At 52.3% G+C, this 24,068-nt stretch carries 35 protein-coding genes and 1 pseudogene; 11 read left to right on the top strand and 25 right to left on the bottom strand.

Annotated features, from left to right (window positions below; translation table 11 throughout):
- Positions 1 to 77: 77 nt before the first annotated feature.
- The 13 genes from CC94_RS0120965 to CC94_RS0120920 form a co-directional block, all read right to left on the bottom strand.
- Positions 78 to 365, bottom strand: coding sequence for a type II toxin-antitoxin system RelE/ParE family toxin (locus CC94_RS0120965; RefSeq protein WP_031431981.1), 288 nt, complete (start codon positions 363 to 365; stop codon positions 78 to 80).
- A complete protein-coding gene (locus tag CC94_RS0120960; RefSeq protein WP_031431980.1) occupies positions 352 to 603 on the bottom strand; it encodes a ribbon-helix-helix domain-containing protein in 252 nt (83 codons plus the stop codon). The genes CC94_RS0120965 and CC94_RS0120960 overlap by 14 nt, the downstream gene beginning before the upstream one ends.
- 162 nt (positions 604 to 765) lie before the next feature.
- Positions 766 to 1,674 (bottom strand): ParB/RepB/Spo0J family partition protein, encoded by a 909-nt coding sequence (locus CC94_RS0120955; protein ID WP_031432025.1) that lies wholly within the window; start codon positions 1,672 to 1,674, stop codon positions 766 to 768.
- On the bottom strand, positions 1,671 to 2,477 hold the full coding sequence (locus CC94_RS0120950) for a ParA family protein (protein ID WP_031432024.1): 807 nt from the start codon (positions 2,475 to 2,477) through the stop codon (positions 1,671 to 1,673). Before CC94_RS0120950 ends, CC94_RS0120955 begins: the two co-directional genes overlap by 4 nt.
- A 690-nt stretch (positions 2,478 to 3,167) precedes the next feature.
- Positions 3,168 to 3,326 carry a hypothetical protein gene (locus tag CC94_RS24030; RefSeq protein WP_157203570.1) on the bottom strand — a complete coding sequence of 53 codons (159 nt, stop codon included), beginning with the start codon at positions 3,324 to 3,326 and terminating at the stop codon, positions 3,168 to 3,170.
- Positions 3,327 to 3,620: 294 nt separating this feature from the next.
- Entirely contained in the window at positions 3,621 to 3,776 is a 156-nt protein-coding gene (locus CC94_RS24025; protein WP_169741000.1) for a hypothetical protein, read from the bottom strand.
- Positions 3,777 to 3,834: 58 nt separating this feature from the next.
- On the bottom strand, positions 3,835 to 3,981 hold the full coding sequence (locus CC94_RS24195; protein WP_169740999.1) for a hypothetical protein: 147 nt from the start codon (positions 3,979 to 3,981) through the stop codon (positions 3,835 to 3,837).
- The gene (locus CC94_RS24020) at positions 3,978 to 4,142 is read right to left on the bottom strand and encodes a hypothetical protein (RefSeq protein WP_157203574.1); all 165 of its coding nucleotides are present in this window, start codon (positions 4,140 to 4,142) and stop codon (positions 3,978 to 3,980) included. The genes CC94_RS24195 and CC94_RS24020 overlap by 4 nt, the downstream gene beginning before the upstream one ends.
- A 51-nt stretch (positions 4,143 to 4,193) precedes the next feature.
- Entirely contained in the window at positions 4,194 to 5,495 is a 1,302-nt protein-coding gene (locus CC94_RS0120940; RefSeq protein WP_031432023.1) for a RepB family plasmid replication initiator protein, read from the bottom strand.
- A 443-nt stretch (positions 5,496 to 5,938) separates the two neighbouring features.
- Complete coding sequence (locus tag CC94_RS0120935) at positions 5,939 to 6,151, bottom strand: hypothetical protein (RefSeq protein WP_031432022.1); 213 nt, start codon at positions 6,149 to 6,151, stop codon at positions 5,939 to 5,941.
- Between the two features lie 23 nt (positions 6,152 to 6,174).
- Positions 6,175 to 6,495 (bottom strand): hypothetical protein, encoded by a 321-nt coding sequence (locus tag CC94_RS0120930; protein WP_031432021.1) that lies wholly within the window; start codon positions 6,493 to 6,495, stop codon positions 6,175 to 6,177.
- 32 nt (positions 6,496 to 6,527) lie between these two features.
- Positions 6,528 to 7,469 carry a DNA-binding protein gene (locus CC94_RS0120925; protein ID WP_031432020.1) on the bottom strand — a complete coding sequence of 314 codons (942 nt, stop codon included), beginning with the start codon at positions 7,467 to 7,469 and terminating at the stop codon, positions 6,528 to 6,530.
- A gap of 111 nt (positions 7,470 to 7,580) precedes the next feature.
- The gene (locus CC94_RS0120920) at positions 7,581 to 7,910 is read right to left on the bottom strand and encodes a DNA/RNA non-specific endonuclease (protein ID WP_245619825.1); all 330 of its coding nucleotides are present in this window, start codon (positions 7,908 to 7,910) and stop codon (positions 7,581 to 7,583) included.
- A 406-nt stretch (positions 7,911 to 8,316) separates the two neighbouring features.
- Here CC94_RS0120920 and traJ point away from each other — a divergent pair, with 406 nt between their 5' ends.
- Positions 8,317 to 8,694, top strand: coding sequence for a conjugal transfer transcriptional regulator TraJ (gene traJ, locus CC94_RS0120915; protein ID WP_031432018.1), 378 nt, complete (start codon positions 8,317 to 8,319; stop codon positions 8,692 to 8,694).
- Positions 8,691 to 9,179: a hypothetical protein gene (locus CC94_RS0120910; protein ID WP_031432017.1), complete on the top strand. Its 489-nt coding sequence runs from the start codon at positions 8,691 to 8,693 to the stop codon at positions 9,177 to 9,179. Before traJ ends, CC94_RS0120910 begins: the two co-directional genes overlap by 4 nt.
- A gap of 132 nt (positions 9,180 to 9,311) precedes the next feature.
- Here the strand turns inward: CC94_RS0120910 and CC94_RS24975 are convergent, their stop codons facing one another.
- Genes CC94_RS24975 through CC94_RS0120895 form a run of 3 tightly spaced genes read right to left on the bottom strand, consistent with a single transcriptional unit; the run spans position 9,312 to position 10,643 of the window.
- Entirely contained in the window at positions 9,312 to 9,842 is a 531-nt protein-coding gene (locus tag CC94_RS24975; RefSeq protein WP_036304548.1) for a type II toxin -antitoxin system TacA 1-like antitoxin, read from the bottom strand.
- Positions 9,839 to 10,342: a GNAT family N-acetyltransferase gene (locus CC94_RS0120900; protein ID WP_031432016.1), complete on the bottom strand. Its 504-nt coding sequence runs from the start codon at positions 10,340 to 10,342 to the stop codon at positions 9,839 to 9,841. The genes CC94_RS24975 and CC94_RS0120900 overlap by 4 nt, the downstream gene beginning before the upstream one ends.
- Position 10,343: 1 nt before the next feature.
- On the bottom strand, positions 10,344 to 10,643 hold the full coding sequence (locus tag CC94_RS0120895; protein WP_031432015.1) for a type II toxin-antitoxin system TacA family antitoxin: 300 nt from the start codon (positions 10,641 to 10,643) through the stop codon (positions 10,344 to 10,346).
- 91 nt (positions 10,644 to 10,734) lie between these two features.
- Here CC94_RS0120895 and CC94_RS24970 point away from each other — a divergent pair, with 91 nt between their 5' ends.
- From CC94_RS24970 to CC94_RS0120880, 3 genes are all read left to right on the top strand, one after another.
- Positions 10,735 to 10,998 carry a recombinase family protein gene (locus CC94_RS24970; RefSeq protein WP_425411965.1) on the top strand — a complete coding sequence of 88 codons (264 nt, stop codon included), beginning with the start codon at positions 10,735 to 10,737 and terminating at the stop codon, positions 10,996 to 10,998.
- A gap of 63 nt (positions 10,999 to 11,061) precedes the next feature.
- A complete protein-coding gene (locus tag CC94_RS0120885; RefSeq protein WP_031432013.1) occupies positions 11,062 to 11,424 on the top strand; it encodes a type II toxin-antitoxin system RelE/ParE family toxin in 363 nt (120 codons plus the stop codon).
- Between the two features lie 2 nt (positions 11,425 to 11,426).
- A complete protein-coding gene (locus tag CC94_RS0120880) occupies positions 11,427 to 11,807 on the top strand; it encodes a helix-turn-helix domain-containing protein (RefSeq protein ID WP_036304546.1) in 381 nt (126 codons plus the stop codon).
- 359 nt (positions 11,808 to 12,166) lie between these two features.
- Here CC94_RS0120880 and CC94_RS0120875 read toward each other — a convergent pair whose 3' ends face one another.
- Positions 12,167 to 13,039, bottom strand: coding sequence for a LysR family transcriptional regulator (locus CC94_RS0120875; RefSeq protein ID WP_031432011.1), 873 nt, complete (start codon positions 13,037 to 13,039; stop codon positions 12,167 to 12,169).
- A gap of 123 nt (positions 13,040 to 13,162) precedes the next feature.
- Between CC94_RS0120875 and CC94_RS0120870 the strand changes: the two genes are divergently transcribed.
- From CC94_RS0120870 to CC94_RS0120860, 3 genes are all read left to right on the top strand, one after another.
- Positions 13,163 to 13,489 (top strand): EthD family reductase, encoded by a 327-nt coding sequence (locus tag CC94_RS0120870; protein WP_031432010.1) that lies wholly within the window; start codon positions 13,163 to 13,165, stop codon positions 13,487 to 13,489.
- Between the two features lie 59 nt (positions 13,490 to 13,548).
- Positions 13,549 to 14,052 (top strand): carboxymuconolactone decarboxylase family protein, encoded by a 504-nt coding sequence (locus tag CC94_RS0120865; protein ID WP_245619824.1) that lies wholly within the window; start codon positions 13,549 to 13,551, stop codon positions 14,050 to 14,052.
- Positions 14,053 to 14,212: 160 nt separating this feature from the next.
- Positions 14,213 to 15,202, top strand: a complete 990-nt coding sequence (locus CC94_RS0120860) for a CE1 family esterase (RefSeq protein ID WP_245619823.1) — start codon at positions 14,213 to 14,215, stop codon at positions 15,200 to 15,202.
- Between the two features lie 437 nt (positions 15,203 to 15,639).
- Here the strand turns inward: CC94_RS0120860 and CC94_RS0120850 are convergent, their stop codons facing one another.
- The 6 genes from CC94_RS0120850 to merR form a co-directional block, all read right to left on the bottom strand.
- Positions 15,640 to 16,611, bottom strand: coding sequence for an ExeA family protein (locus CC94_RS0120850; protein ID WP_031432007.1), 972 nt, complete (start codon positions 16,609 to 16,611; stop codon positions 15,640 to 15,642).
- Positions 16,601 to 18,232, bottom strand: a complete 1,632-nt coding sequence (locus CC94_RS0120845) for a DDE-type integrase/transposase/recombinase (protein WP_215731706.1) — start codon at positions 18,230 to 18,232, stop codon at positions 16,601 to 16,603. The genes CC94_RS0120850 and CC94_RS0120845 overlap by 11 nt, the downstream gene beginning before the upstream one ends.
- A 4-nt stretch (positions 18,233 to 18,236) precedes the next feature.
- On the bottom strand, positions 18,237 to 18,428 hold the full coding sequence (locus CC94_RS24425) for a helix-turn-helix domain-containing protein (protein ID WP_215731704.1): 192 nt from the start codon (positions 18,426 to 18,428) through the stop codon (positions 18,237 to 18,239).
- Positions 18,425 to 19,660, bottom strand: a complete 1,236-nt coding sequence (locus CC94_RS24420) for an IS4 family transposase (RefSeq protein ID WP_281174052.1) — start codon at positions 19,658 to 19,660, stop codon at positions 18,425 to 18,427. Before CC94_RS24420 ends, CC94_RS24425 begins: the two co-directional genes overlap by 4 nt.
- A 107-nt stretch (positions 19,661 to 19,767) precedes the next feature.
- The gene (locus CC94_RS0120830; protein WP_031432005.1) at positions 19,768 to 20,187 is read right to left on the bottom strand and encodes a recombinase family protein; all 420 of its coding nucleotides are present in this window, start codon (positions 20,185 to 20,187) and stop codon (positions 19,768 to 19,770) included.
- Positions 20,188 to 20,394: 207 nt separating this feature from the next.
- Positions 20,395 to 20,802, bottom strand: coding sequence for a mercury resistance transcriptional regulator MerR (gene merR / locus CC94_RS0120825; RefSeq protein ID WP_031432004.1), 408 nt, complete (start codon positions 20,800 to 20,802; stop codon positions 20,395 to 20,397).
- A gap of 66 nt (positions 20,803 to 20,868) precedes the next feature.
- Between merR and merP the strand changes: the two are divergent.
- Together merP and CC94_RS23435 are read left to right on the top strand one after the other, a co-directional pair.
- Positions 20,869 to 21,508, top strand: a pseudogene (gene merP / locus CC94_RS25615) (mercury resistance system periplasmic binding protein MerP).
- Positions 21,505 to 21,720, top strand: a complete 216-nt coding sequence (locus CC94_RS23435) for a GDCCVxC domain-containing (seleno)protein (RefSeq protein ID WP_084571730.1) — start codon at positions 21,505 to 21,507, stop codon at positions 21,718 to 21,720. The pseudogene merP and the gene CC94_RS23435 overlap by 4 nt, the downstream one beginning before the upstream one ends.
- A gap of 249 nt (positions 21,721 to 21,969) precedes the next feature.
- Here CC94_RS23435 and CC94_RS0120810 read toward each other — a convergent pair whose 3' ends face one another.
- Positions 21,970 to 22,263 (bottom strand): LexA family protein, encoded by a 294-nt coding sequence (locus CC94_RS0120810; RefSeq protein WP_483819030.1) that lies wholly within the window; start codon positions 22,261 to 22,263, stop codon positions 21,970 to 21,972.
- 302 nt (positions 22,264 to 22,565) lie between these two features.
- Between CC94_RS0120810 and CC94_RS0120805 the strand changes: the two genes are divergently transcribed.
- Complete coding sequence (locus CC94_RS0120805) at positions 22,566 to 23,531, top strand: tyrosine-type recombinase/integrase (RefSeq protein ID WP_031432000.1); 966 nt, start codon at positions 22,566 to 22,568, stop codon at positions 23,529 to 23,531.
- Positions 23,532 to 23,619: 88 nt separating this feature from the next.
- On the opposite strand, the gene CC94_RS0120800 is transcribed toward CC94_RS0120805, so the two are convergent.
- Positions 23,620 to 24,042 carry a very short patch repair endonuclease gene (locus CC94_RS0120800; RefSeq protein WP_245619822.1) on the bottom strand — a complete coding sequence of 141 codons (423 nt, stop codon included), beginning with the start codon at positions 24,040 to 24,042 and terminating at the stop codon, positions 23,620 to 23,622.
- Positions 24,043 to 24,068: the final 26 nt, after the last annotated feature.

Genomic DNA, 24,068 nt, shown 5'->3' with positions numbered 1-24,068 from the left:
TTGCCAGGTGTTTTATCTATCAAAAACGGCCGTTTTTGGGAGAAGAGGGAAGGGAGACAAAATATAGCGAGTGGTGCTTACAGCCAATCTTCTGTATCCTGACGCCCTAATATAGCCATAATCTCAACCATATCGTCATTGATCCGGTAATAAATGCTATCGGTTCCATACACACTACGCCTATATCCTTCTCGAATATGGTCAACAGCCTGAAATAAATAGGGGTGATCAGCAATTTGATCTAAGCGTTCAAGAATGCCCCTATGATATTGATCGGCTCTCTGACTTCCGTGCATTTTAACGCCGTACAGCCAGATTCTCTTCAAATCAGCGCGGGCTTTTCGGGTGAGTTTATAAGAGCCCATCTTGCCGTGCTTCTTCCTTGAAGTTGGCTAATAAATCTTCCGGTTTCTCGTCGGTGAACCCGCTTTGCTCAGCCTTAATCAGTTCAGCGCGAACATGTTCGAGCTCAAGCTGCTGCCTCCGCGCCCGCCGGATTAAGTCATTAATCACTTCGCTCTTACTGCTGTATTCTGCACTTGCGACTTGAGCCTTCAGCCATTCGTCATTTGGCTCTGATACGGATATGCTTTGTCTCACCATGGCGCGACCTCTCAAAAAATCTACGATACACCAATATTACACCATATATGCACCACAGAAAACAAAAAACAGAATCCTAAAATTTGCGGTATATCGGAGGTCAGAGTCCGATCAAACTTCCCTTGCTGTCAATATTAACGGCAACAAATGTGTAGCAAGTTGCTACACTTCGGCCAGTTCTCCCTCGATCAATTTTTCCAGAAAATCCTTCAGTTTCTGTTCCTGTTCGGAGTTCAGCGTCTTCGCGTTCAATTTAACAGTGATGTGCTTTTCGGTCCAGGCAATGTTGCCCACCTTTTTGCCATCCCGGATCAGATTACGCGAATTTTGAATATGGCTATCCTTTTCCTCATGGCCTTTCAGCTTACGTGTGGCGAAAGCAGCAATTTTAGTTTGATCCAGCTCATTCTCCAGCAACAACGCCCAGGCCTCGGCTAAGTAGGCATTGAATGATGGCAAATGGCCGCATTGCTTCAAAAGTCGCTTGATGTCGCTCGCAGCCGATCTTGAAAGCAATCTGGGATTTGTGTTTAGGTCGGAAATGATAAATTGCGGCAGGTCGTCGTAGGCATAATATCGGTACATATCCTCACGGTTCATACCCAACGACTCGGCCAGTTTCTTTTTGGTCGGGAAGGCATTCTCGATCTGCTTCAACGCCAGGCCGATTTCGTAATCGCTCAGATCCTCCCGGTCGACATTCTCCGCCAGCGCGAAGACGGCCATGTCGCTGTCAGATATGCTGGTTACCAAAGCTTCGATAGTGTGTTTATGCAGCTGCTTATGAGCACGCCAACGCCGCTCGCCAGCGGCGATTTGGTAGCGGTCATCAATCTTGCGTACCAGGATAGGCTCCAACAAGCCAAGCTCGGAAATCGATTGCGCGAGTTGGTCGAGCTCCTGCTGGGGAAAGATGCGACGCGGCTGATAGGGATTTGGATCGATTTTATCGACAGGAATGAGGATGTGCTCCTTGCCTTCTTCGAAATTCGCGTCTTGAGCCGCCAAAGCATGCCGCTGGGTGTTTTGTTGCAGCTTCTGCTCCAACATTTTTTTCAAGTCTTTGCTCATGCTTGATCAGCTCCTGCAGCTAGATTCAATTGCTTGGCGATAATTTCTGCCAAGCTCCGAAATTCACGTGAAATTTTGGCCGTCCGATCCAAGGCGTGCAGGCTCATTTGAGCGATCGCCGACTGATTGACCTTAGTGCTGGTCGGTATACGAACATCGATCAATTTGCCGATCTGATCTTTGGCAGAGGCCTCGATCAGTTTGCAGACCGTCTGCCTCTCGTCGTGTCGAACCAGAAGAGCGCCGATCAATTCGAGTTCGGGATTAATGCGTTTGATTTTCTCGACGAGTTTCATCAAATCGGTGACTCCATACATACCGTACTGCGAACCCGATTCGATCGGGATGATCAAGTGCGTGGCCGCAGCTAAAGCATTACTGGTCAGCAGCTTGAGGCTTGGCGGACAATCGATCAGGATGACGTCATAAATGCCATGCAGGGGCTTGATCTTGTCGCGGAGCTCTTCCGAAGGACGCGGCACATCGTCCTTCAATTCGTCTTCGGTTTTGCCGAGAGCCAGTGACCCGTATATCAGTGAAACGCCGTCGATATTGGTATCGTCGTGGATGGATTGCGGCAGCTTCTCGATTTCTGACAGCAACAGCTCTGCGCAGGTGATAGGGACTTCGCTCGGGTGCTTTTTGCCGATGTGAAGGCTCGCGTTGGCTTGCGGATCGAGATCGATTATCAGGACAGAGAGCCCCATTCGGGCCAACTCGGCCGAAAGATTGACGACCGTGGTTGTTTTCCCGCAGCCACCCTTATGATTGGCAACGGCGATGACAGATGTTTTTTTTGCCATTTGTGCACGATGTTTAGTTTTTTCGTGATCAGTATAACTAACACATACGACAATGAAAACACATTTATTCTGTAAAAAAGAGCTTATCTTCTTTAGTAATATGAAGTATTTTCTCAGATCATTCGTTAATTCTTGGTTGGGATATATCTATTTTTCAGACCCGTTTGTAATCTATGACCATCAAAGTCGTTTGTATTTTGTCGGCATAGATACACTTTCTACAGCTATTGATGTGTAGCAAGTTGCTACATTTTACAAGCACATTGTCGCCTTCGAAGGAGAGCAATCAAAAAGAAGATGTTCTCTCTGAACTTTAGAAATCCTTCATAAGAGTTTTTCAGCCATAGCAAGGGGTAAAACAAAGTTTCGGGAAACCGTTAAGCCCTGAATCTGTGGTACTGGTAAAAAAAACACGGCTTGCTCACTCTTGGCGTCGACCAATAAAGCAAAACACGCCTGAGTCGTTTTTAATTCCAGTGGCAGCGGAACCTCGCAGAGCAGGATGCCCGTTGAGTACCGGCAGGTGCGAATCAAGGAAGTGAAGTGATTGCTCCGGCTTTGCCGGTGCTAGCACTTCACATATCCTGCCCGCCTTTCAGCATGGTTTTCTGTGGGGGTGCAGCTTTGCAATCCGATGGCATACCTATGAGACCCACGCAGACAATAGAAAAAACAGCGAAATCCAGGAATTTAACGCGTTTCCTGACCAGTATTCCGCACGAAATACACGCGAAATACAGCGATTTCTTTTTCCAGCGCCACTTTCAGCTCCGCCGCTTTCCCGATGCCGACCGGGCCGGACAGGATCGCATACTTGCCCTTCCGGATTTCGGCTACCAGGTCGACCACCAGGGCCTCCCTCTCCATCACAACCCAGCAATCTCATCCCTATTTACTTTTCCCACGGCAAAGTATTACTATTAAAGTATTACTTTTTCACCGGATCAACAGTACCGAAGCGATCCTCGAAGAGAATTCTTTTAACCGCTGGCCATCGGTGCCGATGCGCGGTTTCCGAGGCTGCGGCGAATGATGAAATCATGGAATAAATATGTTTGGGGGGAAATCAGCAATTTGTGGCAATAAGACAATCACTTATTGATCTGTCTGCCAGGCGTCATCTTTTCAAGATAAGCAACCCATTCAAGACGCGTATCTTTGTGCAAATCCTGCCAGCGGACCGTCGGGATAGGCCGCTCTATAAGCTGCAATAGCTTTGCGTTCCAAATCCTTTACCCTGTTTTCGGCAACCATCAGCGGTGTATCCTGATTTATCGTTTCATTTCCTTCCATCAGCATCTAGCCAGACTATTATCAGCAATTTGAATTTAGCGATCCTCCATAACCGATAAATCCTTTAAGTACCACGAAAAAGCCTCACCCAAAACCAAAGCTCAAAGACGCCGCCGATCACAATCGCTATTCCGCCTAAAGACGAATAGCCAAGCCCATAAAATACCAAGGCAACCAGCAGAATCACAGCAGTTATGAGGTGGTATTTCATTCAGTACAGCTATCCAGTTTTCTCGCATCATCCATTTTTACGGGATTGGCTAAAGGCTTCAGCACCGGCAATTTGAGCCCAGTAAGGCCGCTTCCTGGTCGCGCCGCCAGACGCGGAAAATTACATAAATAGCTAATTAATACAATTAATTGTGCAGTCATGTTAAAGCTAAGTAAAGTAATATATCAAGAGTTCCGCGTGAAACAATCCGGCTAATCCTTCATCGCAGCATACCCTTTTTCCTTCAGCCACGCCTTAAACTCCGCCGGCTTGATCTTCGATGCAAGCTGCTTCCGCAGCCAGGCTGAAAAATGCAGGCGTTCCAGTCTATCGCGAAACTCCACGGTTTCGGCCTGGTAGGATTTCGCCTTTTCGGCTCCCAGCTCGTCGATATAGCGCTGGATCCAGGCGCGCTTGTCATCCAGCGATAAGCCGGTCACGGCTTTATTGATGCGCTCGCGCACATACTCGGCTTCGATCTCGGCGCGCCGTTTTTCCTGGGCCTCGCGCTGCTCTGCCTCGATTTTGGCCTGAATCTCTTGCTCCTTCTTGGCTTCGAAAGGGGTCTTGCCGACCACGGCGTCGCTCTCGTAGAGCGTCCGGATATAGCCGGCGGTCGTGCCCTTGACCTGCTTTTTCTTCGCCTTTGCTTCCACGTACTCGACCACCTGCCTGGCCCGCTCCTCGTCCTGCAGTATCCACAGAATGGCAAGGCGTTCCCCTATGCCATGGTCCACCAGGCGTTTGAATATTTGGGATTCACGAACCGCCGCATGGTCGTCCTTGATCATCGGCTTCAACAGGGTTTGCTGGGGGTTCTCGGTCACCAAAAAGCGGACAGCTGAGACTTTGCGGCCTTGCCTTTGAAACTCGGGTTCTAATTGAATATCCGATACACGGTTTATTTCTTTGATGGACGGACGGATAACGCGCTCGTTCAGCCGCCGAAAGTCGTCATAAAGCCCCGCCTCGGCGCCCATGATCCGGCGAAACCTGCTTAATTCCCACCACCCGGTGGAGCCGATCGCCTTATACCTGAGACAGTTCTCATACAGCGTCAAAGCATACCCTCCCTCGAAGCGTCGCTGCACGCCGATATTGATCGTCGCGTATATCTCCGGATCGTAAAGGCGCTCGGCCAGGTATTCGTCGTAACGGTAGGTGCAGGTGCCTTCCCTGATCTCGCCATAGGACAGCATCGACATGACCCGCCAGACATCCTTTCCGTCCTCCATCATGTTGAATTCGATGGTGGTCGATGCCAGCTTGCGCAGTACGTCCTGCAGTCGCTCGATGTTGTTGCTCTCATCCCAGCCGAGCATCGCGCATAAATGCTTTACCGGTAGCATATGTGTCCGTCTTGTCACCAAGGAATCATAGGCATTCAAAAGCAGCACATTCGCCATCTTGCGCTCCAATAGCGACAGTTCGCCGCTCGTATGAATAGCGGCAACATGCTTGCGAACTTGCTCTTTTTGCGGGGTTAAAGCTACCTGAAGCTCTTTCTTTGCCATGAAGGCATTATATTAAATTGTCACCCCAACACAAGAGTTTTTTAAGTGACAATAGGTGATGCCGTTACCCATCGTAAGACCCTCACCTTTGGCTTGATAGTCATCCCCTAAACAGTGACATTTCATCCCCTAAACAGTGACATTAACGGAATAAACCGATTATAAACAAAAACAAATGCATTATTAATCAATAGCTTAAAAACTATAACCAGCAATAATCGATTGATCCCCTAAACAGTGACATTAAAAACCGGATTTATCCCCTAAACAGTGACATTTCATCCCCTAAACAGTGACATAAAATCGCTGCAGGCCGCGCCGTGCAATGGTTCCAGAAAGCTAAATATATTTAAATATGTTGTTTATTAAAACAACAACAAAAGAGCTTGTTGTTGTTTTTCGAGAAACGAGTGAAAGAACTCTCTTTAGCCCCCTCTCCTCTCTCAATAGAGATTTTTCCCTTTTGACCGGCGCATTACGGTATTTGCAACATTAACGGCAAAACCCTTTATCAAGCGCTCCTTGCCCCCGATAGCGCCGGCCATCCCCGCAACACCGAAAAGTAATCCCCCGCCTCCATATTCGGCGCCGTGGCTCTCGAACCGAAGCAGGGTATTCCCAGAGGCGTCCCGAAGTTCGAACTGTCCTTTAAGCATTGCCTTTCCTGCTCCGAAGCCGATTAACGCGCGCGGCGGCGCTCCCCTCGGCAACTTCCCTTAACAGTTTCGGTCAACATCAGGGCATCGCTTTTATGCTCGGAGCCGTCAAGAACGCTTTCGAAAGCGTTATGGTCGACGAGATACTCCACTATTTCTTTACGAAAGTAAGGTTCTAGCGGTTTCCATCCAGGCTGATCTGACGTGAATTCGCCAAGGATCAGCACGTGCGCACCGCTCGGCTTAGGGAAGTTGATATTCGGCTTCTGCTGGACAGTAATGCTGCACCCGACGACAAAGATCAATATGGCAACCAACCAAGGAAACAAAAAGAGTCTTGGCACCTTACCCCCTGTTTAAATACGCCGCGTTTACTTTATTCCGGCTTCCCTTTCTCTTCAAGGCTCACGTAGACCTCCAGCTGCCCTTCCAGCTTGGCGACCATTTTTTCGGCATCGGAAACCGCTTTGTTCGCGGCTTTCAGCTCGGCTTTGGCCGTCTTTAATTCAGCGGTAGAAGACTCATAACGGACGCTCAGCGTCTCGACTTCGACGGTCCGTTTAGATAACTCGGAGGCCTTGGCCTTGATATCGGTTTTCAATTGCTCGTTGGAGCTGACGGCCGAGTCCAGCGACATCTGGAGCTTATGCACCTGCATGTCGAGCGTCTTTATTTCCGCGTCTTTCTTTTTAAGCGCTTCCTCGTGCTGTTTTTGCAGTGCCTGTTTCTCCTGCACAGCGGTCTTGTTCGCCTCCTCCAGCGCGGCCTGCTGCTTTTTCAGCTCGGCGATCTCGTGCTGCAGTCGGTCGTTGTCCTTCAGAATCCCAACATTGATTTTTTCGGCCTCTGCCAGATGACCACGAGTTTCCTTATGGGCTTTATATTCGGCATCAAATTGCTTCCTGATGGTATTAAAGTCATCTTCCAGGCGCTCGATCTTCATGTTCTGGACTTCGGAAAACTTGAAGGCCTCCTCGACTTTAGCCTGGTTGGCCTGCTCGGCCTGCTTCAACGCTTCCCGCTGGATTTCCAGTTCCTCGTCGGCAATCCCCTTGGCCGTGTTCCACATCTTTTTCAGCAAATCCTCGCCTTCTCTCGACAATTCCGCCGGAACCTTGACGACTGCCGGTAGCGCTTCGCTTTTCAACGCCTGGGCCTCATCCGTGGCCTGCCAGGTATTCAGGTATTTAGTGATGGTGGTGAGGCTGCCGCGGCCTAGCTTTTCCAATAAAGTCAAGGCGGTGGGGCGCTCGCCTTGCGCCACGATATCGACGCATGCGGCGTGGACTTCATCTTCGGTCAGTTTAGGTGCGGCCATGGCGTTACTCCTAGCATGTGGTGGGGGGGATAGGTTAAGTATAGCAGGTAAATTACACTGATTAAAGTGTAATTATGATAATTATGTAATTATCATAATTACCGTAATTTTTTAGCCTTTATCGCATCCGGCTGGAATCATCCAGGAAGCCGAGGGCTTGTCATGCTTGGCGTAATCCGCGACCGGTATCTTCTCGCCGGTCAGCCGCTCGATCTCGTCGACGGTGACCAGATAGCGGTCCAGGTTCTTTTTCGTCGCCTGCGCCGAATTCGGCACGATCCAGGCGATCGCGCGCTCGTCCTGGCCGGATCCGCGCACGATCACCTTCCAGAAGGCGTTCGGAGTCGCCACGCCGTGGCTTTGCAAAAAGAAATCGTCCGCTGTATTGTTGCCCCAGATCACGCCGCCGATCACCAGCATTTGGCGGACCTCATCAGGCAAAGCGTCAAGATGATTTAGCTGAGGCCTGATGGGCGCGGTACTAAAGTACTGATCCTAATGACTGGCTATTTCTGACCCCTTGATGTCGTTTGAAATATGATGACTTTGGGTATGTGGAAAGCATAAGTAAACCGCTGTATTTCGCGTGTATTTCGTGCGGAAACTGGTCAGGAAGCGCGTTAAATTCCTGGATTCCGCGGTTTTTTTTATTTTCCATTGGACTGGCATAGGTTTATCATCGGATTACAGACCTGTATCCCCACAGAAAACCATGCTGAAAGGCGGGCAGGATATGTGAAGTAGGCCCACCGGTAAACCGGAGCTCCTACTTCACTTCCCTTATTCGCACTGGGTGCTCAACGGGAATCCTGCTCTGCGAGGCACCGGCTACCGCCGGAAAAAGCGATTGACCTATGGAAGAGAAAAACCAACCACAAGAAAAGACAGTCCACCGATCAAGGTCTATTGCCTGCCCGAAGAGCGGCAACCGATCGAGTCCAACGCTGCTCGCGTTGGACTGCCACTGTCGTCGTACCTGTTGACCCTTGGGTTCGGTTACGAACCCAAGGGCGTCGTCGATGGCGAGAAAATTGACGACCTGATGCGAATCAACGGCGATTTAGGCCGGCTGGGCGGCTTGCTCAAATTGTGGCTTACCAACGATGTCAAAACCGCGCAGTTTGGGGAGTCGACTATTCGAGCGCTGCTCTGGAAAATTGAAGGGACCCAGGCAGTGATGCGGGATGCCATCAAGAGCGTGGTGCGGCCGAGGGCTGAGTCGTGATTTTTTTAACTCCTAAAATATCCTCATTCCCTCAAACCACAAAAGACCACTATCTGACCGGCTTAACTGCACTGAACATCCCGGCGCCCGAGGGGACGGGCGACTGGCATTTTTCCGAGACCTTCGAAGGGACTGCCGGTCGTCCGCCAGGGCCGTACCAGCTCGTTGGCGACGACTTGCTGAATACCAAGCCCTTATTGGGCGATGCAGGTATTTTCGATGCGCGGGCACGCTTGGAACCCTATCGCTTGGAGCTGCCGCCCGGGCCGATCTACGCCGCCGATCATTACCGGGCAATCGCCGATATGGTTCTGACGGCCATTGTTGCCCGTCAGTCGTTCGAGCATTCGATCATCCTCGACGATTGGCTACCGGAACCTGATGGGCAGGTGCGCCTATGGCGCCTTCTTGAAACCGCAAAACCTGCATTAATACTGGATCAATGGTCCAGGATTACAGTATGGATTGGAGAGCCGTTAGGCTGAAAAATCATGCTCGCCATGACCTTGAGCTTTTCAGATGGGGCCGAAGAACCCTCCGACCATTCGACGAATTTTTGCCGCGCTTCCAATCAAGCTAACAGACAAAGAGGAGCGCGGATTTTACAGAATTAGAAATTAGGGCTTTTGATGACCACGTGGGTAAGGTGAGGGTTTATTATCGCCAAACAACTCCCGATGTTTCTGGACAGCACGCTGAAGCGCTTCGGATAGCTCGGGTGGGTTGAGCAACGTTTCGACGAAGAGGCGCTGATCCTCCGCCGAAAGTGTAATAGTTTCAGTCTTTTTAAGGGCCGACTGCATCTTCTCCTCGACATAAGGCGCCACGTTTTCATAGGCCGCGTTCGCCTCTTGCGCGAGCGTACTGATCAGCGCTGCCTTTTGCTGCGCGGCCGTCTGGAGCCCGGCTAAGGTTCTTTGCAGATACACAAAATGATGCGCCACGTCCTGATAGCCGACCTGGGAGGCTTCTTCAAACGCCCGTTCATCCAGATGGGCTTCCAGCACATCCAAGGCTTTCCGGAGTTCATCTAAAGCCATCGTCACCCCGACGACTTCCATTATCAGCGCCTCGTCCAGTGCCTCGATGGCGGCCATTTCGGCGTCAACAAGCGAAAGTATGCTTTGCGGGTCGTTTTGATCTGTCATATGGCTTTGCGGATGTCTTGAAGCAACAGAAAGAGAGTGCGGGGACTCATCGGCGATGGCTGAAAGCCCTGGGCTTGATAAAACTGCACAGCCTGATCGGAGAGAGCGTGAACCATCAGCGCCGTGACGCCGATCATTTCGGAAACGTGCAGCGCGCGTAAAATCGCATCGTGCAACAGGGCTTTACCGAAGCCTTGGCGCTGCCAAGCCAGGGCAATTGCCAGTCGCCCCAACACCATCACCGGAATAGGGTCCGGCATGTTGCGGCGCATACGGCTTGGCGTCAGTTCGCTGGTAATCGATCCTGTCGAGAGACAGTAGTAGGCAACCACCCGCTGCTCGACACAAAGCACATAGGTACGCGAAGCATTGCGCCTTTCGTTACGTAGCACCGTGTGTTTCAACCACAGATCAAGTACTGCCTCGCCACAGTCGAAACCGGAAACATCGTGATCGGCCGTCAACGCTTCCGGCGCACGCCATTTTTGTGAATCAGGCAAATTACAGCTCCCACGGAGCTGGGGTTGTCATTAATTTGCGCAGCCTGGGATTGTCGCTGGGGGGCGCATCCCGCAGAGCGATAAATTTCTCGTACGCTTCCGCATCAAGCGTAAACACGCGCTGATCCAGCAACACGTCTTCGGCCTCCCGGCAGGCGCTTTCCAACATAAAGTCCGAGCGCGACTTTCCGAGCAGCGCGGCGGCCTGATCAATCAGGTCACGTTGCCTGCGCTTCGCGCGGATATTGATATTGACGTCGCGTGTTTGACCGCTGCTTTCGTTTGTCTCGAATGATGGCATCGAGGCCTCCATAATTAAAAATTATATTCTTTATATAGCCGATATGTGCATACATTGTAAATACATAATATATCTTTTTAAAAAAAACCTCATGGTTTGGCGGTTGGACTGGCTTGGCCACTCGCTCAAGCACCTGATTGAAAAGATTGAGCCGCTTGAAGGCATGGGCGATGGACTTCAGAGCGTTACCGAAGCCATCGATACAACCACGAGCGGAGGGAAGTTGGTCTTCCATCTCTTCGCGGCCCTGGCGGAGTTTGAGCGCGCTATACCCAAAGCAAGAAAACCGAATCCTAAGGCGCCAAATAATCCCAAAAAAGCTACGGCAGATAATGTAGAAAAATTACCCAGATGAAAGTCATTATCATTCACATAATATGCCCTTGACTGCATATTTTTTGCTAGGCATAATCAATCTATGACTTGGAGCGTTAAATTTCATGAAGCCTTCGATGCCGAGTTCGGTGAACTTCCGGAGGAAGTGCAGGACAGCTTATTGGCGCATGCCGGGTTGCTGGAGCAATTTGGACCTCAGCTCAATCGCCCGCGCGTGGATACCCTCAAAGGTTCGAAGCACGCCAACATGAAAGAACTCCGGTTCGATGCCGACGGCGGCGTGTGGCGGTTTGCTTTCGCTTTCGATCCCAAACGTGAGGCAATTATGTTGGTGGGCGGCGATAAATCCGGCGGCAGCGAGAAACGGTTTTATCGGCAGCTGATTCAGAAGGCAGATGCCCGGTTTGATGATCACATAGCCCATCTTGAGCGGGAAAAGAGATGACAATGACAACAACCTTAAAAGACAAAATGGCGTCTTTAAGCCTCGAACGCCGGGAAAAAATCGCGGCGATGACAGCAGAACTGGTGGCCGAAGAAAAATCCCTGCGCGATTTACGGCAGGCTTTGGCCTTGACGCAGGAACATCTGGCCGAAGTGCTGGGTGTCCGGCAGGAAAGCGTTTCTCGCCTGGAAAAAAGAAGTGACTTACTGCTCTCGACTTTGCGCAGTTATGTGAAGGCGATGGGCGGTGAATTGCGACTGGTAGCCGAGTTTCCTGACAGACCGCCGATCCTTTTGAAAGGACTGGCCTCAATGGAGATGGATGTTTTGCCAGATGTTACCCTCGATAAAAACGCCACGCCCTCTCCCAACGCCCATCCCTGAGGCTGACGCCCCTTTCAAAAAAGGGAGTTTATGGAACAAGGGCACGCCTAGAGCCGGATGTAATTTTCTAAATTATTTGGCGTAGATTTTTTGGCATTATTTGGCGCATCAGGACGTCCCCTTCCCCTGTAATTTTCTACATTATTTGGCGTAGAGATTTAGGAATTATTTGGCGCATCAGTGTAATGTTTTGCATGAGTTAGCGTAGATTTTTTGGCATTATGTGGCGTATCAGGATTCGATCTGCTTGCCTGGGATGTCGCGATAGAAAAGACCTCTATCGGCTGTCGGAGGCGGAGCATTAGAGTTCTGGAAAGCTGTCGCCAAACTTTGACTGGAGACCGAGTTCAAGAAATCAGTTAAAGATAGGATAAGCTTGCAAGCAACGCCTTAATGTCGGCTTTTTTGCGGCTTTGCGGCAAGCAGATGGCATAAATCTGGCGGCTGATTTCAGGATTGGCTAAATAGCGGCACTGCACGTCCTGAGCGTTCAAAGGCAGCGTATACTCCGGCATCAAGGCGACGCCAAGGTCGGCGCGAATCAGGTTGATGATCCAGTCTTCGCTGTTGCTTCGATAAGAAGCGTAGAGGTTGATCTCATGATCCTGGCAGACTGCTTTGAGTTTTTCCCTTAATTCGCAGTTGAGCCGATCCAGATACGCTTCCGCTTGTATGTCTTTCAAGTCGATCCGGGACAGGCGATTAAAACGGTGGCTGCTGTGAAAAGCCACGACGTAGCGTTCCGTATACAGCAGCGTTGACTCAAACGGCGATGCCAAGAGTTGAGTCGGGGCGCTGATCACCAAATCCAGCAAATCCGCTTCCAGTTGCTTCAGCAAATCGGCCTCCATGCCGATAATCAGTTCAAATTCGATATGGGGAAATTCTTGTCGGTAATGGGCAAAGACAGGACCTAACCGTTGGGCGCCGACGGTTTCCATCATGCCTATCCGCAGCGGAACACTGTTCAACCGGGTAAAGCGGATCGCCTCGGCCTTGGTGGCCAAGGTTTCTTTGTATATTTTCCGTAAATTAGGCTCGACCATACGGCCGAGCGGCGTCAATAAACACCCTGAACGGTCCCGGGTGAACAATTCACCGCCTAATTCATCTTCCAGCTTTTTGATGGCCTGGGTCAACGACGGCTGCGAAATATAGCTGAATTGGGCGGCGCGGGTAAAACTGCCGTGGTCGCAGACCGCCAAGAAATAACGGATTTGGTGCAATTCCATAAGCCTCGCTCAGATCAGTATAGCTAAAACCTATTCTTTCATAGAAAGTTTGTATTATACAAGCCTTGTATTTCTAACCTATTATGGCCGCCATCATAAACAAATGCTATGAAAGGAGAAGCGATGAACGCTGCAAAATTAATAGTCATGTATCCCACACCTGCCGATGTGACCGTGTTCGAACACCGCTACGCTGAGGAACATGTGCCGATGGCGGTCGAAAAACTGGCCGGAAAAATCCGTTTTGACGCCAACTTGATTACCTCGGCACCGGGACGGGAGCAGGCGCCTTATCACCGGATCGCGGAAGTGTATTTTCCCTCCATGAAGGCGCTGGAAGACTGCCTGAGTTCACCCGGAGGCCAGGAAACGGCAGCGCATGCGATCGAAATCTCGAGCGGGGGTCCTCCTTTATTCCTGATTGCGGAAGTCGAAACCTTCATTTTTTAAGCGGACTACCGCGAATGGTTCCCAGGATTCTTATGTCTTACCTGCCTTCAAGTCCGGAGATGGCCACACTGGCCGATTTACTGGCCCAATATCCCCGAAGCGGCATCCTGTGGTGGAAGCTGTTGGAAAACGTCAAGGCGAGTTTTTCGCCGCAAGACAGCGGGATGGGTGAACTTCTGATCACCTACATCTCGGAACTCAACCAGTCGGCGTTCTGCTATCAGACGCATAAGCGTTCAGCCATGCCATTAGGGGGTGAAGCGGTCGTCTTCGGCCCATTAAAAGCCGACATCGACCGGGCGAATGGGGAGGCGAAATTAAAGCCGATCCTGCATTTGGTAAAAAAACTGACATTAACCCCGCAACGGATCTCTCAGGCGGATGTTAAGGCCATTTTTGAGGCCGGGTGGGACGAACGCCGCTTTCTTGACGCGATTTGCCTGTGTGCGGTCGTCAACGGCATGAATCGGCTGGCAATAGGGATTGGCATCGATAAAGAATTATCCGACTCGCCAACGCTGTTGTCTGTGACCGGGCCGGTACAGGTCGGCCTCCTTCATTAATTGTTTCCTTTGATTGAGATCAACCGACGAGGTGAAGACGATGAGCACACTTCTCCTGTTTTTTTTCAGATTATTAATTATTTCAGCGCCTGCGGTTTTGTTGGTGGGTTTGTTCAAACCCGAATGGCTTAGGTGGCGCGGAAAACAACCGGACCCCCTGATGACTTTCGTGTTGGCTGCAGGCCTGTTCATGGCGGGTTTTACCGGGGCGAGTAAGACCTACTTTTCCGTCGATGAAGGGGCTGTTGGAGCGGCTAAGGAAGACGTCATCCCTGCGGCGGCAGACTATGCCGATGCTACTTTTGTGGCGGGCTGTCAACCTGGCTCGAAACCGGGCCCGGCCGGTGCCAGCAACGATGAAGAAACGGATGACGGCATTCGTTTTTCGGTCAGGACACCCACCAATTATCAAGAGACCGTCGCCCATCCTTTACTGGTGGTGTATGCGCCGGCCGGCCGGGATCGGGAAGAAGCCGAAGAATTTACCCATTTGACCCGGGAAGCTACGGCGGCAGGTTTTATCATCGCGTATGCGGATCACCGCCGGTTATCGCCTGAAGAGGCGGTGCGTCTGGCCCAAATACCCAAAGCGGTTGCAGCAAAATGGTGCATCAACAGCAAGAGGGTTTTTCTGACCGGACACTCCGACGGCGGCACAACCACGATGGCTATCGCCTTTTTCAACGGCACCAAGCATATCCCTGCCGCCATCGCCCCCAGCGCGGTGGGCATCCGTGGGGATGATCTGGCAGACCGCAATTGCGTGAAGCCCATACCGGTCATGATGATGCACAGCCGCCGCGACAAGCTGTTCCCGAATTATGGAAAAGAGGCGATTGAATGGTGGGCGAACTGCAATCAATGCACCACCAAAAAGTACAACCTGGAGGACCGTAAATCCTTATCCGGCAAGCCCATGCGCTGGGAAAGCTATTACCGGCACGAACTTGAACAAAAAGCCAAAGATCTGAAAATCGGCCAACCTTTACCCCATACCGCCCCCGTCCAAGGCGTAGAAGGTTGCGTGGCTTACAGCGATTGTAAAAATGGCGTGCAAACCTGGTATTGCGAAGGCAGCGGCCCGCATCCCGAATGGCCAGGAAGAAACAAAGCGATGATCGAGTTTTTCAAAGCCGTGAAAACTGACTAGACGAAATCAACTCCTTCACTTTTATCGGGATTTCTTCGATTGATGCTTTTAGAATGAGCAGACGGATAACATTTTATATCGGTCTTCGTTAAGATCAGAGGGGTGTAAGGTTATGAAAGACGTTAAAAAAATATTACTGGTGCTGGGTTTGCTGTTTTTATTGATTCAATTGATTACAGCGTTCTTAGTTGGAACCAAAGGCGTGACAGTCCAGATGTAACAAAATCAGGGATGTTACTCATTTACGAAGGAATCCTTACGTGTAAGGGCTCGCGTTTAAAAAAGACCGGGCTCGCAATTATCCCGTTTTTCGGCTCGAATTAGCTGCGACTGAAAATCCGGCCCGGCTCACATTAAATGCCACTGAGCTTGCATTTACCCGCACGGGCTTGCAATCGATTTTCTCGGGCTCAAATTATCTGCAACTATCGCAGGCGTCAAATGGGCAGCCCGGCCCGCAGCATTTTCTCTCGCAACTCTGTTGCCCGCACCGGATCCAGCGTGTTGTTGAACAATGCTTTGATGTCGGCGGACTTCGTATCCAATTGCTCCATCAGGTCCTTGATACGGTAGCCGTGCCGGGTCAGCGTGGGTTCCAGATCATCAATATGGCGGGACAGAATGGATTCGACGACTTCAACCGGAACAGGTTTCTCGCCCGCCTGATAGCCGGCTTCGAGCGCCAAGGTCAGGTGCAGTTGGATTTGCAGCGGCGTGCGCAGTTTGGCGGCTAACAGCTCCAAAGCATCGTCAGTCAGCATGGGATCGGCTTCGGACTGGCCGTCGGTGCAGGTTGTGAGCAGCCACTGGATATATTCGCGCTGATGGCCAGCGATGCCGTCCAGAGAAAACACATCAGTGCGGTAGCCAATCTCCTCCATGGTGGGTTTGCGCAGATCATTGCGCAATTTGGGGTGTCCTGCCAGCACGATCGACAGCCGGCCATCGCCATCCTCGACCAATTCCATCAGACGCTTCAAGCCGGTCAGGGTATGGCCATTGAGATCATGGGCTTCGTCCACGAACAGCGCCACCGGCCGTTTGTTCTTGCGCACCAGCTCTCGCAGGTCACGCTCGCGTTTTTCGCCCTGGCTGGGGATGCGCACGTTTTTTTCGGTAGACAGGTCGTAAAACAGGGCCGCAATGAAAGTGGCCAACTTGATGCGGTGTTTGTCGACGGCCAATGACCTGGAAACGGTTATTTTCTTCTCCTCTTCCAGTAGCCGCTGAAGGCGGCGCAGCATCACCGTTTTGCCGCTGCCGACCACACCGCAGAGCGCAATGAGCCGCCCTTCATGGATCGCCCCGCGGATGTCCTTCATCAGCGCCTGGTGGTGGGCGGTTTCATAATAGCCCGCCTGGTTAAATGGCATCGTCAGCCCGTAATACTGCATCACTTCAACCCGCATGCTGTGCTCCTGTTTTATCTCGGAAATAGTCCCTGACTTTCGCCAGCACGATCCGGCGTGTCAGCGTTTCGGCCAGAACCTGGTCGATGAAGGCTTTATCCTCGGGCGGCAGTTTGGCCAGCGGTGTCGCCAGCTCGTCGGCGATGGCCAGCTTGGCGGCAACAACCGTTGGATAGTGGTACTCGTGCGCTTCGGCATCGAACGGTTGCCGGGGCATAGTTGCCGGGAGCTCTGGCTCCGCCAGGCGTACATCGTTGCCGGACAGCGCCGCAATCGGCAAGCCGAGCTGAGCCGCCAATGAGCGGATGCGGGCAGCACGCTGATCGGCCTGACTGCGTTTGAAGGCCCGGTAGCGATGCAGCGGAATCGGTCCTGAGACCGGTCGGTACGGTCCGAAGCGTTCGCCGTCAAATTCGACAAACAGCTCGTCGTCGAACAGGCCCCAGAGCAAGATGACCGATTCGCCGGCCATGGCGGATTCTACCTCATACTGGGTGCCATCAATACTGAGACGGGCATCGATGCCGACCTTACGCCGTTCCGGTTCGCGGGCGAAGCGGCAGAACTGCTCCCAAGTGCACATTTCGCGCAGCCCTTCGGCGGGCAGATGGGTCAGCCAGTCATCAATCCGTGAGTGCGCTTCGGAACGATGCCGCTGGGCGTTGTAGTTCAGCAGGTAGCGCAGCAGCCATTCGTTGGCCTGTTGCTCGGTTTCCGGCTTATGAAAGTGATAGAGGGTTTCGTGGGCTTCCTTGACCGTCCGGAACGGACGCTCGACCTTGCCTTTGGAGCGGGCCGTGGTGCGTGTGCCGTCCTTGCCGGCCGGCAGGTGCGTCTGCCAGTCGATGCCAAGCGCCTGCATCACGTTCTGGAACACCCGGCTTTTCGCCACCGGCCCGTTATCCAGATAGAGCATTTGAGGTCGTCCCTGGAAGGGATAGGCGGCGTCGGCCTTGGGCGCCATGGCGTTGAACAGAAAGCGCAGCGCCGACTCCGCGTCTTCGCCGTAGATGCAGCGGTATTCCTGATAAGCGGCGCCGCTGCGGTCGTCGACCACGCTGAACAGCGCCAAGGTGGGCTGGCCTTTGGCCGGGTCGATCCAGTCGGGTTTGTCGATATGTTTGAGGTCCGACGGCGAAATGTCGAACTGCCAGCAGTCGTTGCTGTGTTCGGCCTGGAAGCGGACGGCCACCGGCTCGCGGGTCAGGCGAGGCTGATCAAGATGCCAGAGCGTCAGATAGCGGTTCACGGTGGGACGCGTCAGCAAGCCTTTCGGAACCTGCACCAGGCCTTCGGCCGTCTCCACGCCATAGTCCTCCAACAGCTCGATGGCCCGCCGGGTGGACAGGTGGCGCCCGTTCTTGTTGGTGGTCCTGAGTTTGAGGGCGGCAATCAGTTCGCAATAGCGTTCCAGCTCAAAGCGCGGTAGCTTGCGCGGTTTGCCGTAATCGGCCCGGTGCGCGGAGCGCGGTTTATTGATGTGGTTCAGCGCCCGGTAGACGGTGCTGGACGAGATACCGTAGAGGCTGGCGACCGCCGCCACCTGGGCGGCCCGCTCCGGACTTTTCGGCGGCAATTGGTCCAGCCGTTGCCGCAGCCGTAACAGCGAATCGGCCGGGATCAAGTCAGGTCTCGGCGTGAGGCTTGGCGAGTGCCCGGTAAACCGAGGCCCGACTGATGCCGAGCTGCCGGGCAATTTCGGTGGCTCCGAGCTGTTGTTGATCGCGTAGCGCCTTGATCATCTGGCCGTCAACGGAAGGCTTCCGGCCCTGGTAAACGCCCCGGGCTTTGGCCAATGCCGTTAAGTTAAGCTTCACCGGTACTGCCTTCTGGGCTTTGGAGTGATACGGTTTTTGGGTCTGGGCGCTTTCCGATCGGGACGTTTCCGCTCCAGTGTTCGGGCATAGAGGGCGATCAATTCTAGCACCTGATCGTGCGGCACGCGTTGTATCAGCCAAGCGAAGAGACGCGTTTTCAGGGACTGGAGGATATAGCTGACGTTGGGGAAATAGCGCGCGGCTTTATCTTCCGGCAAGGAGTCGTAAGCTTCCCGCGCCAGGGCTTCGGCCAGATTGACGGTGAAGATTTTGGCATGAATGTCCTGGCGTATGGATTCGGGCAATTCGCCGGTGAATTGTTCCAGGTAAAGCCGATGTTTGAGAACCTTGAAAGCTTCTTCGATATGCCAGCGGGCATGATACAGCTCGGCGAAGGCTTCAGCCGGATAGGCTTGGGCGTCGAGGAGCGAGGTGGCGAGGACTTCAATTTGACCGGTGGACAAGACCACTTTGATCAGCCGCAAGGAGACCGTGTTATCGACCAGCGTCATACCGACGGCTTGGGCTTGCCGGCGGGCATGAGCGGATACGGTTTGTTTGATCACCGTTTCGGCAAGATCGGAGCGCAGGAAGCGTTCAACGGCAGGCCATTGATTGCCGTCCATGCGGGCCAGAAAGGGCAAACCGCGTTGTTGCAACAAAGTGAACAGCCACACCGCCGGAAAGCCGCGGTCCATGATCAAAAGATCGTCGCGACCCAGGTGCGGCAGCAGGGAAACCAATAATGCCCGCTCGGCATCCTCGAAACGGCCAATCGCGGTTTTGAGCATGAGCTTTGAAGCGCAGGCGAACAGCCCCAAGGTGCGCGCCAAGACATAAGGTTGACCGGCGCTATCGGTCTGAACGCCGAATTCGGCCTGATTTTCCAGCCATGGCGGCAGGCGTAAGGTGGTCGAATCGGTGGCGATCAAACGCAAGCCACGCCAACGCGGTTCGGGCAGAAGCTCATTGAGCAAGCCGACCAGGCTATCGTTGAGCGCTTCGAAGGCCGTGGCTTTGAGTTTTTGCCGGGCTTGGGAAACGGCGCTTTTGCTCACGGCGCGTAGCGAGCCTCTGTCCAGGGTGGCGAATAGGTCGTCCAGCAAGCTTTGCAAGCTGCCCTTGAAGGCGCACAATAAAAAAGAAACGAGAACCGGAAAAGTAAGAACGCGTTGCCGGATGAAAGCTTTATCGTGTGTACGATGGGCAGCGATAAAATCGGGCGAATGCAGAAGTTTTGAAAGATGGGCGAGAATGCTGGCATGGATACTGCTAAGTCGGCTTCATTATTTGTCCTGTAATTTCAGTAAGTTAATAGAAACATTATACCACAAGTTGCTTAACTTAACGGCATTGGGGCTTTGGCCGCCGCAATCCCTTCCAGCTGCCGTTCGCGGCGCAGATTCGTTTCGAACTCGGCGAATACCCCCAGCATATCCAGGAAGGCCTTACCTGCCGCGCTCTGCGTATCGATCGGCTGTTCCGTGGCCCGTAACGTGACGCCGCGCTCCTTGAGCGCGTACACGATGTCCTGCAGGTCCTTGATGCTGCGGGCCAGTCGATCCACGCGGGTAACGACCAACGTGTCGCCCTTGCGCAGAAATTCCAGCAGCAATTCCAGCTCGGTGCGGCCGGTGCGGGCAGTACCCGACGCTTTCTCGGCCCGAATCACTTCGCAGCCCGCCGTGCGCAGCGCCTGTTCTTGAAGAGAATAATCTTGATCCGCGCTGGAAACGCGGGCGTAACCGTAAATAGCCATGAGTCCTGATTTGTCTCGCTAGGGTTTAGACCCTGGCACAATAACAGCTAAAATGTGCCAAAACAACCCTAATGAGACACTTTTTGTGTTTCATGCCACTGTTCCGTTTGAGTATACCCATGTTACATTGGTAACTATCAGCTCATTGCTGCCGGCCATACCGTTTTGTCTCAGATCGGCGTTGATGGCCAATGGAACGGCAACGTCTTAGACTGATGTTTTCAACAAGCTCTGAATAAGCGGGCATGATACTGAATCGGTATTGCTAGCGCAGCTCTCGACCAAATTAGACAAAGCCGCTTCCATCGTGCGCAAACCTTCGATGCGTTCATGAATTAGAACAAGCTTTCTGAGCGCAATTTCTCTGGCTTCCTGGCAATGTCGCCCTTCCTCAAGACTCAATAATTCTGCAACCTCATCGAGCGAAAAGCCCAGCTTCTGACCTTCCTTAATAAACCGCACTCGCTGCACGTCTTGTTCAGCGTAATGCCGGATGCCCTTGAGTGGCTTGGCAGGCTCCACCAGCAGGCCGCGTCGTTGATAAAAACGGATCGTTTCGACATTGACTCCGGCTTGTTTCGCCAGAGCACCAATCGTAAAACTTTTTTGTATCATAAGCTTGACTCCGTACATAAGTACGGTGCCTATACTACAGGAATCGCTAGAAAAGAGGTATTCATCATGAACTCCAGACAAACCCTGATTGCGAGCGTTCTGGCCGGGATAGGCGCTAGCTTATGTTGTGTTGCTCCTTTGGTATTGCTGAGCCTTGGCATTGGCGGGGCTTGGGTAGCAACGCTGACGGCTTTCGAATCAGTGCGCCCGGTGTTCATGGGCTTGGCATTGCTTTTTATCGGCCTGACGTTTCGTAAGCTGTATTTGACGCCTCAAACCTGTGAATCCGGCAAGCCCTGCGCCGATGATGAAGTTATCCGCAAGCAACGCTTCATTTTTTGGGGCGTGACCCTTCCTTTATTGGGTTTGTTGGCATTTCCATGGTTTGCTCCACTGTTCTATTGAGGAAAAATCGATGACAACTAGAACCTTTATGTCTACTTTGGCGTTTGCCGTTACCTGCGGATCGGCACTGGCTGCCTCTCGTGCGGTCACGCTCGATGTACAAAACATGACCTGCGCCGTCTGCCCGATTACGGTCAAGAAAGCGCTTGAACATGTTTCCGGTGTGCAACAGGTTTCGATCGATTACGCCAGTAAAACTGCGACGGTACAATTCGACGATACGCTGACCACAGCGGACAAACTGACGGAAGCAACCAAGGCCGCCGGTTATCCATCCTCTATCAAGAAGGAAAATAAATGAACACCCTCATTCTCGAATCGACGATCACCTGCCCACACTGCGGACACGCCGAAACGGAAACCATGCCGACTGATGCCTGCCAGTTTTTCTATGAATGCAAGTCCTGCGGTACACTGCTAAAGCCAAAGCCGGGGGATTGCTGCGTGTTTTGCTCTTACGGTTCGGTTAAATGTCCGCCCATCCAGCAACATAACTCTTGTTGCGCCGGATAGGATAGAAACCTCAGGCTAAACGGGACAGGCTGTTTAATGGTTTGATCGCCTGTCAGTTTACCGCTTCGCATCAATGATGGATTGATCTGAAGCCTGAATTTCATTTGCAATTAGAATGAGCCTGCGAAAATGGAATGCAAGCCCGTGCGGATAAATGCAAGCTCAGTGGCATTTATTCTGAGCCGAGTCGGATTTTCAGTCGCAGCTAATTCGAGCCGAAAAACGGGATAATTGCGAGCCCGTCTATTTTCAAACGCGAGCTACTACAGCTACCGGCTCAATCGAGCGGTCTATCACCAGAATATCGTTCGGGTAAATCCCGGCGGCGATCATGGAAACACCTTGAGCGAGGGCAAAAAACGTGGCGGCCGGATGTTGAATCAACAACTCGTTCAAATCCAAGCTTCGCTCGATATAATCGTCGGCCGGCGACGGAAAACCCGCCGCGACCTTGCTGGTGAATAACGGCAGCAGCCGCCGTTTTAAGCGGACGGCCCGCTGAGGATCGGTTAAGACGGTATGGTGGGGCGAAGAAGGTATCATCAGCAGAAATCCTGTTCTCTATTTGTTCTCTTTGTAGTCATTGTAATCGGCCTTGCTCAAACTGCCAAAAATAATTCACGAGAATGAGAATGACTTTCACGCTGCCCTCGCCTTTTCTGCTTCCTTCTTCCTTTAACTTTCTAAATTATTTGGCGTAGATTTTTTGGCATTATTTGGCGTCTCAGGATTCGACTTTCTTGATTTTGGTGCAGTCATAGAAGGTTGTTCGAGTCATGCTAATCCGGCCCCCTTCCCCGCCATTAACTCTTGATAATGGATTTTATCAAGAGTAAGATAGCCCGATGAACGACACTGAAAAGACCCTCCCAACCGTCTCTCAAAATCGACTGCTAACAGCTGTCGATTTTTTGCGGCTATCCGAGGTGCCGCCCGAAGTCGAATGGTTCGCGAACCTGACCAATCGTTGCACCCGCCGTGCCTACGAAAACGCGATCCGGGATTTTATGGCCTTTACCGGGATCCAGAAACCGGACGAATTCCGGACGGTGACCCGGGCGCATGTGATCGCCTGGCGGGATGATTTGACCCAAAGAGGTCTTAACGGCACCACAACACGGCACCGGCTCTCCGCGTTGTCGTCGCTGTTCGATTATCTGTGCGAGAAAAACGCGGTGATCCATAACCCGGTCAAGGGCGTCAAGCGGCCGAAGCACGACAGTCTGGAAGGCCGGACCCCGGCCTTGGGCGATCATCAAGCCCGGAAATTGCTCGAGGCGCCGGACGGCGATTCACTCCGGACGCTCCGGGACAAGGCGATCCTGGCCACCCTGCTCTATCATGCGCTGCGGCGCGAGGAGCTCTGTAAACTGAAAGTGAAGGATTTCAAACACGAACGGCGCGGCGTACCACATTTGAAAATCGCCGGCAAAGGCGGCAAGACCCGCTATGTGCCGCTGCATCCGGCCGCCGGCGGCTTGATTCATGACTATCTGGAACGGGCCGGCCACTGCAGTGACGACACCGGGGCGCTGTTCCGGCCGGTCAGTCATAACACGAAAAGCAACGGCGGCAAAGGCATCACGCCCGATGGCGTCTATAAGCTCGTGCGAGCGTATTCCGGCAAGCTCGGATTCGAAATCGGGGCACATTCGCTACGGGCCACCGCCGCGACCAATGCGCTGGATCACCAGGCCGACATCGCCAAGGTGCAGGAATGGCTCGGGCATGCGAACATCGCGACCACCCGAATTTACGATCACCGGAAGACCCGACCGGAGGACAGCCCAACATTCAAAGTGAGCTATTAGGCCAACCGTAAGTATTCCTTCGTAAATGAGTAAAATGGCCAGTATCACTGGCTTGAAAATACAAACCGTCGTTTGTTTAAACGTAACCTTAATTGACAAATTCGGTGGTAGGAAGACAAATGAATTTTGCTTCGGATTTTAGCCATTCTCTTAAAATTATCGCAACCGAGTCAATTTGTTCATTATTTCCTTTAAGAGCGCATTCCCAAACGATGGCAATACGCCAACCTTGATTGGCAAGTTCTTCAATGTGTCGTTTATCCCTGGTAACATTGTCATTGAATTTTTTCAGCCAAAATTCCTTGCTTGATTTCGGCGTAGTCGTCGCTTTACAGCCATGTCTGTGCCAAAAGCAACCATGAACAAACAAGACCGCTTTGAAGCGTGGGAAAACCATATCGGGTGATCCAGGTAACTTCTTTACGTGGAGTCTGTATCTTAAACCAAGGCGATGTAACGATTGCCGAAGTTTCATTTCCGGCTTAGTGTTTTTCTGGCTGACTTTGGACATGATTTTTGATCGTGTCGCTTTGTCAA

The sequence above is a fragment of the Methylomicrobium agile genome (assembly GCF_000733855.1).
GTDB classification, from domain to species: Bacteria; Pseudomonadota; Gammaproteobacteria; order Methylococcales; family Methylomonadaceae; genus Methylomicrobium; species Methylomicrobium agile.
This window is presented reverse-complemented; position numbering and strand designations above follow the sequence as displayed.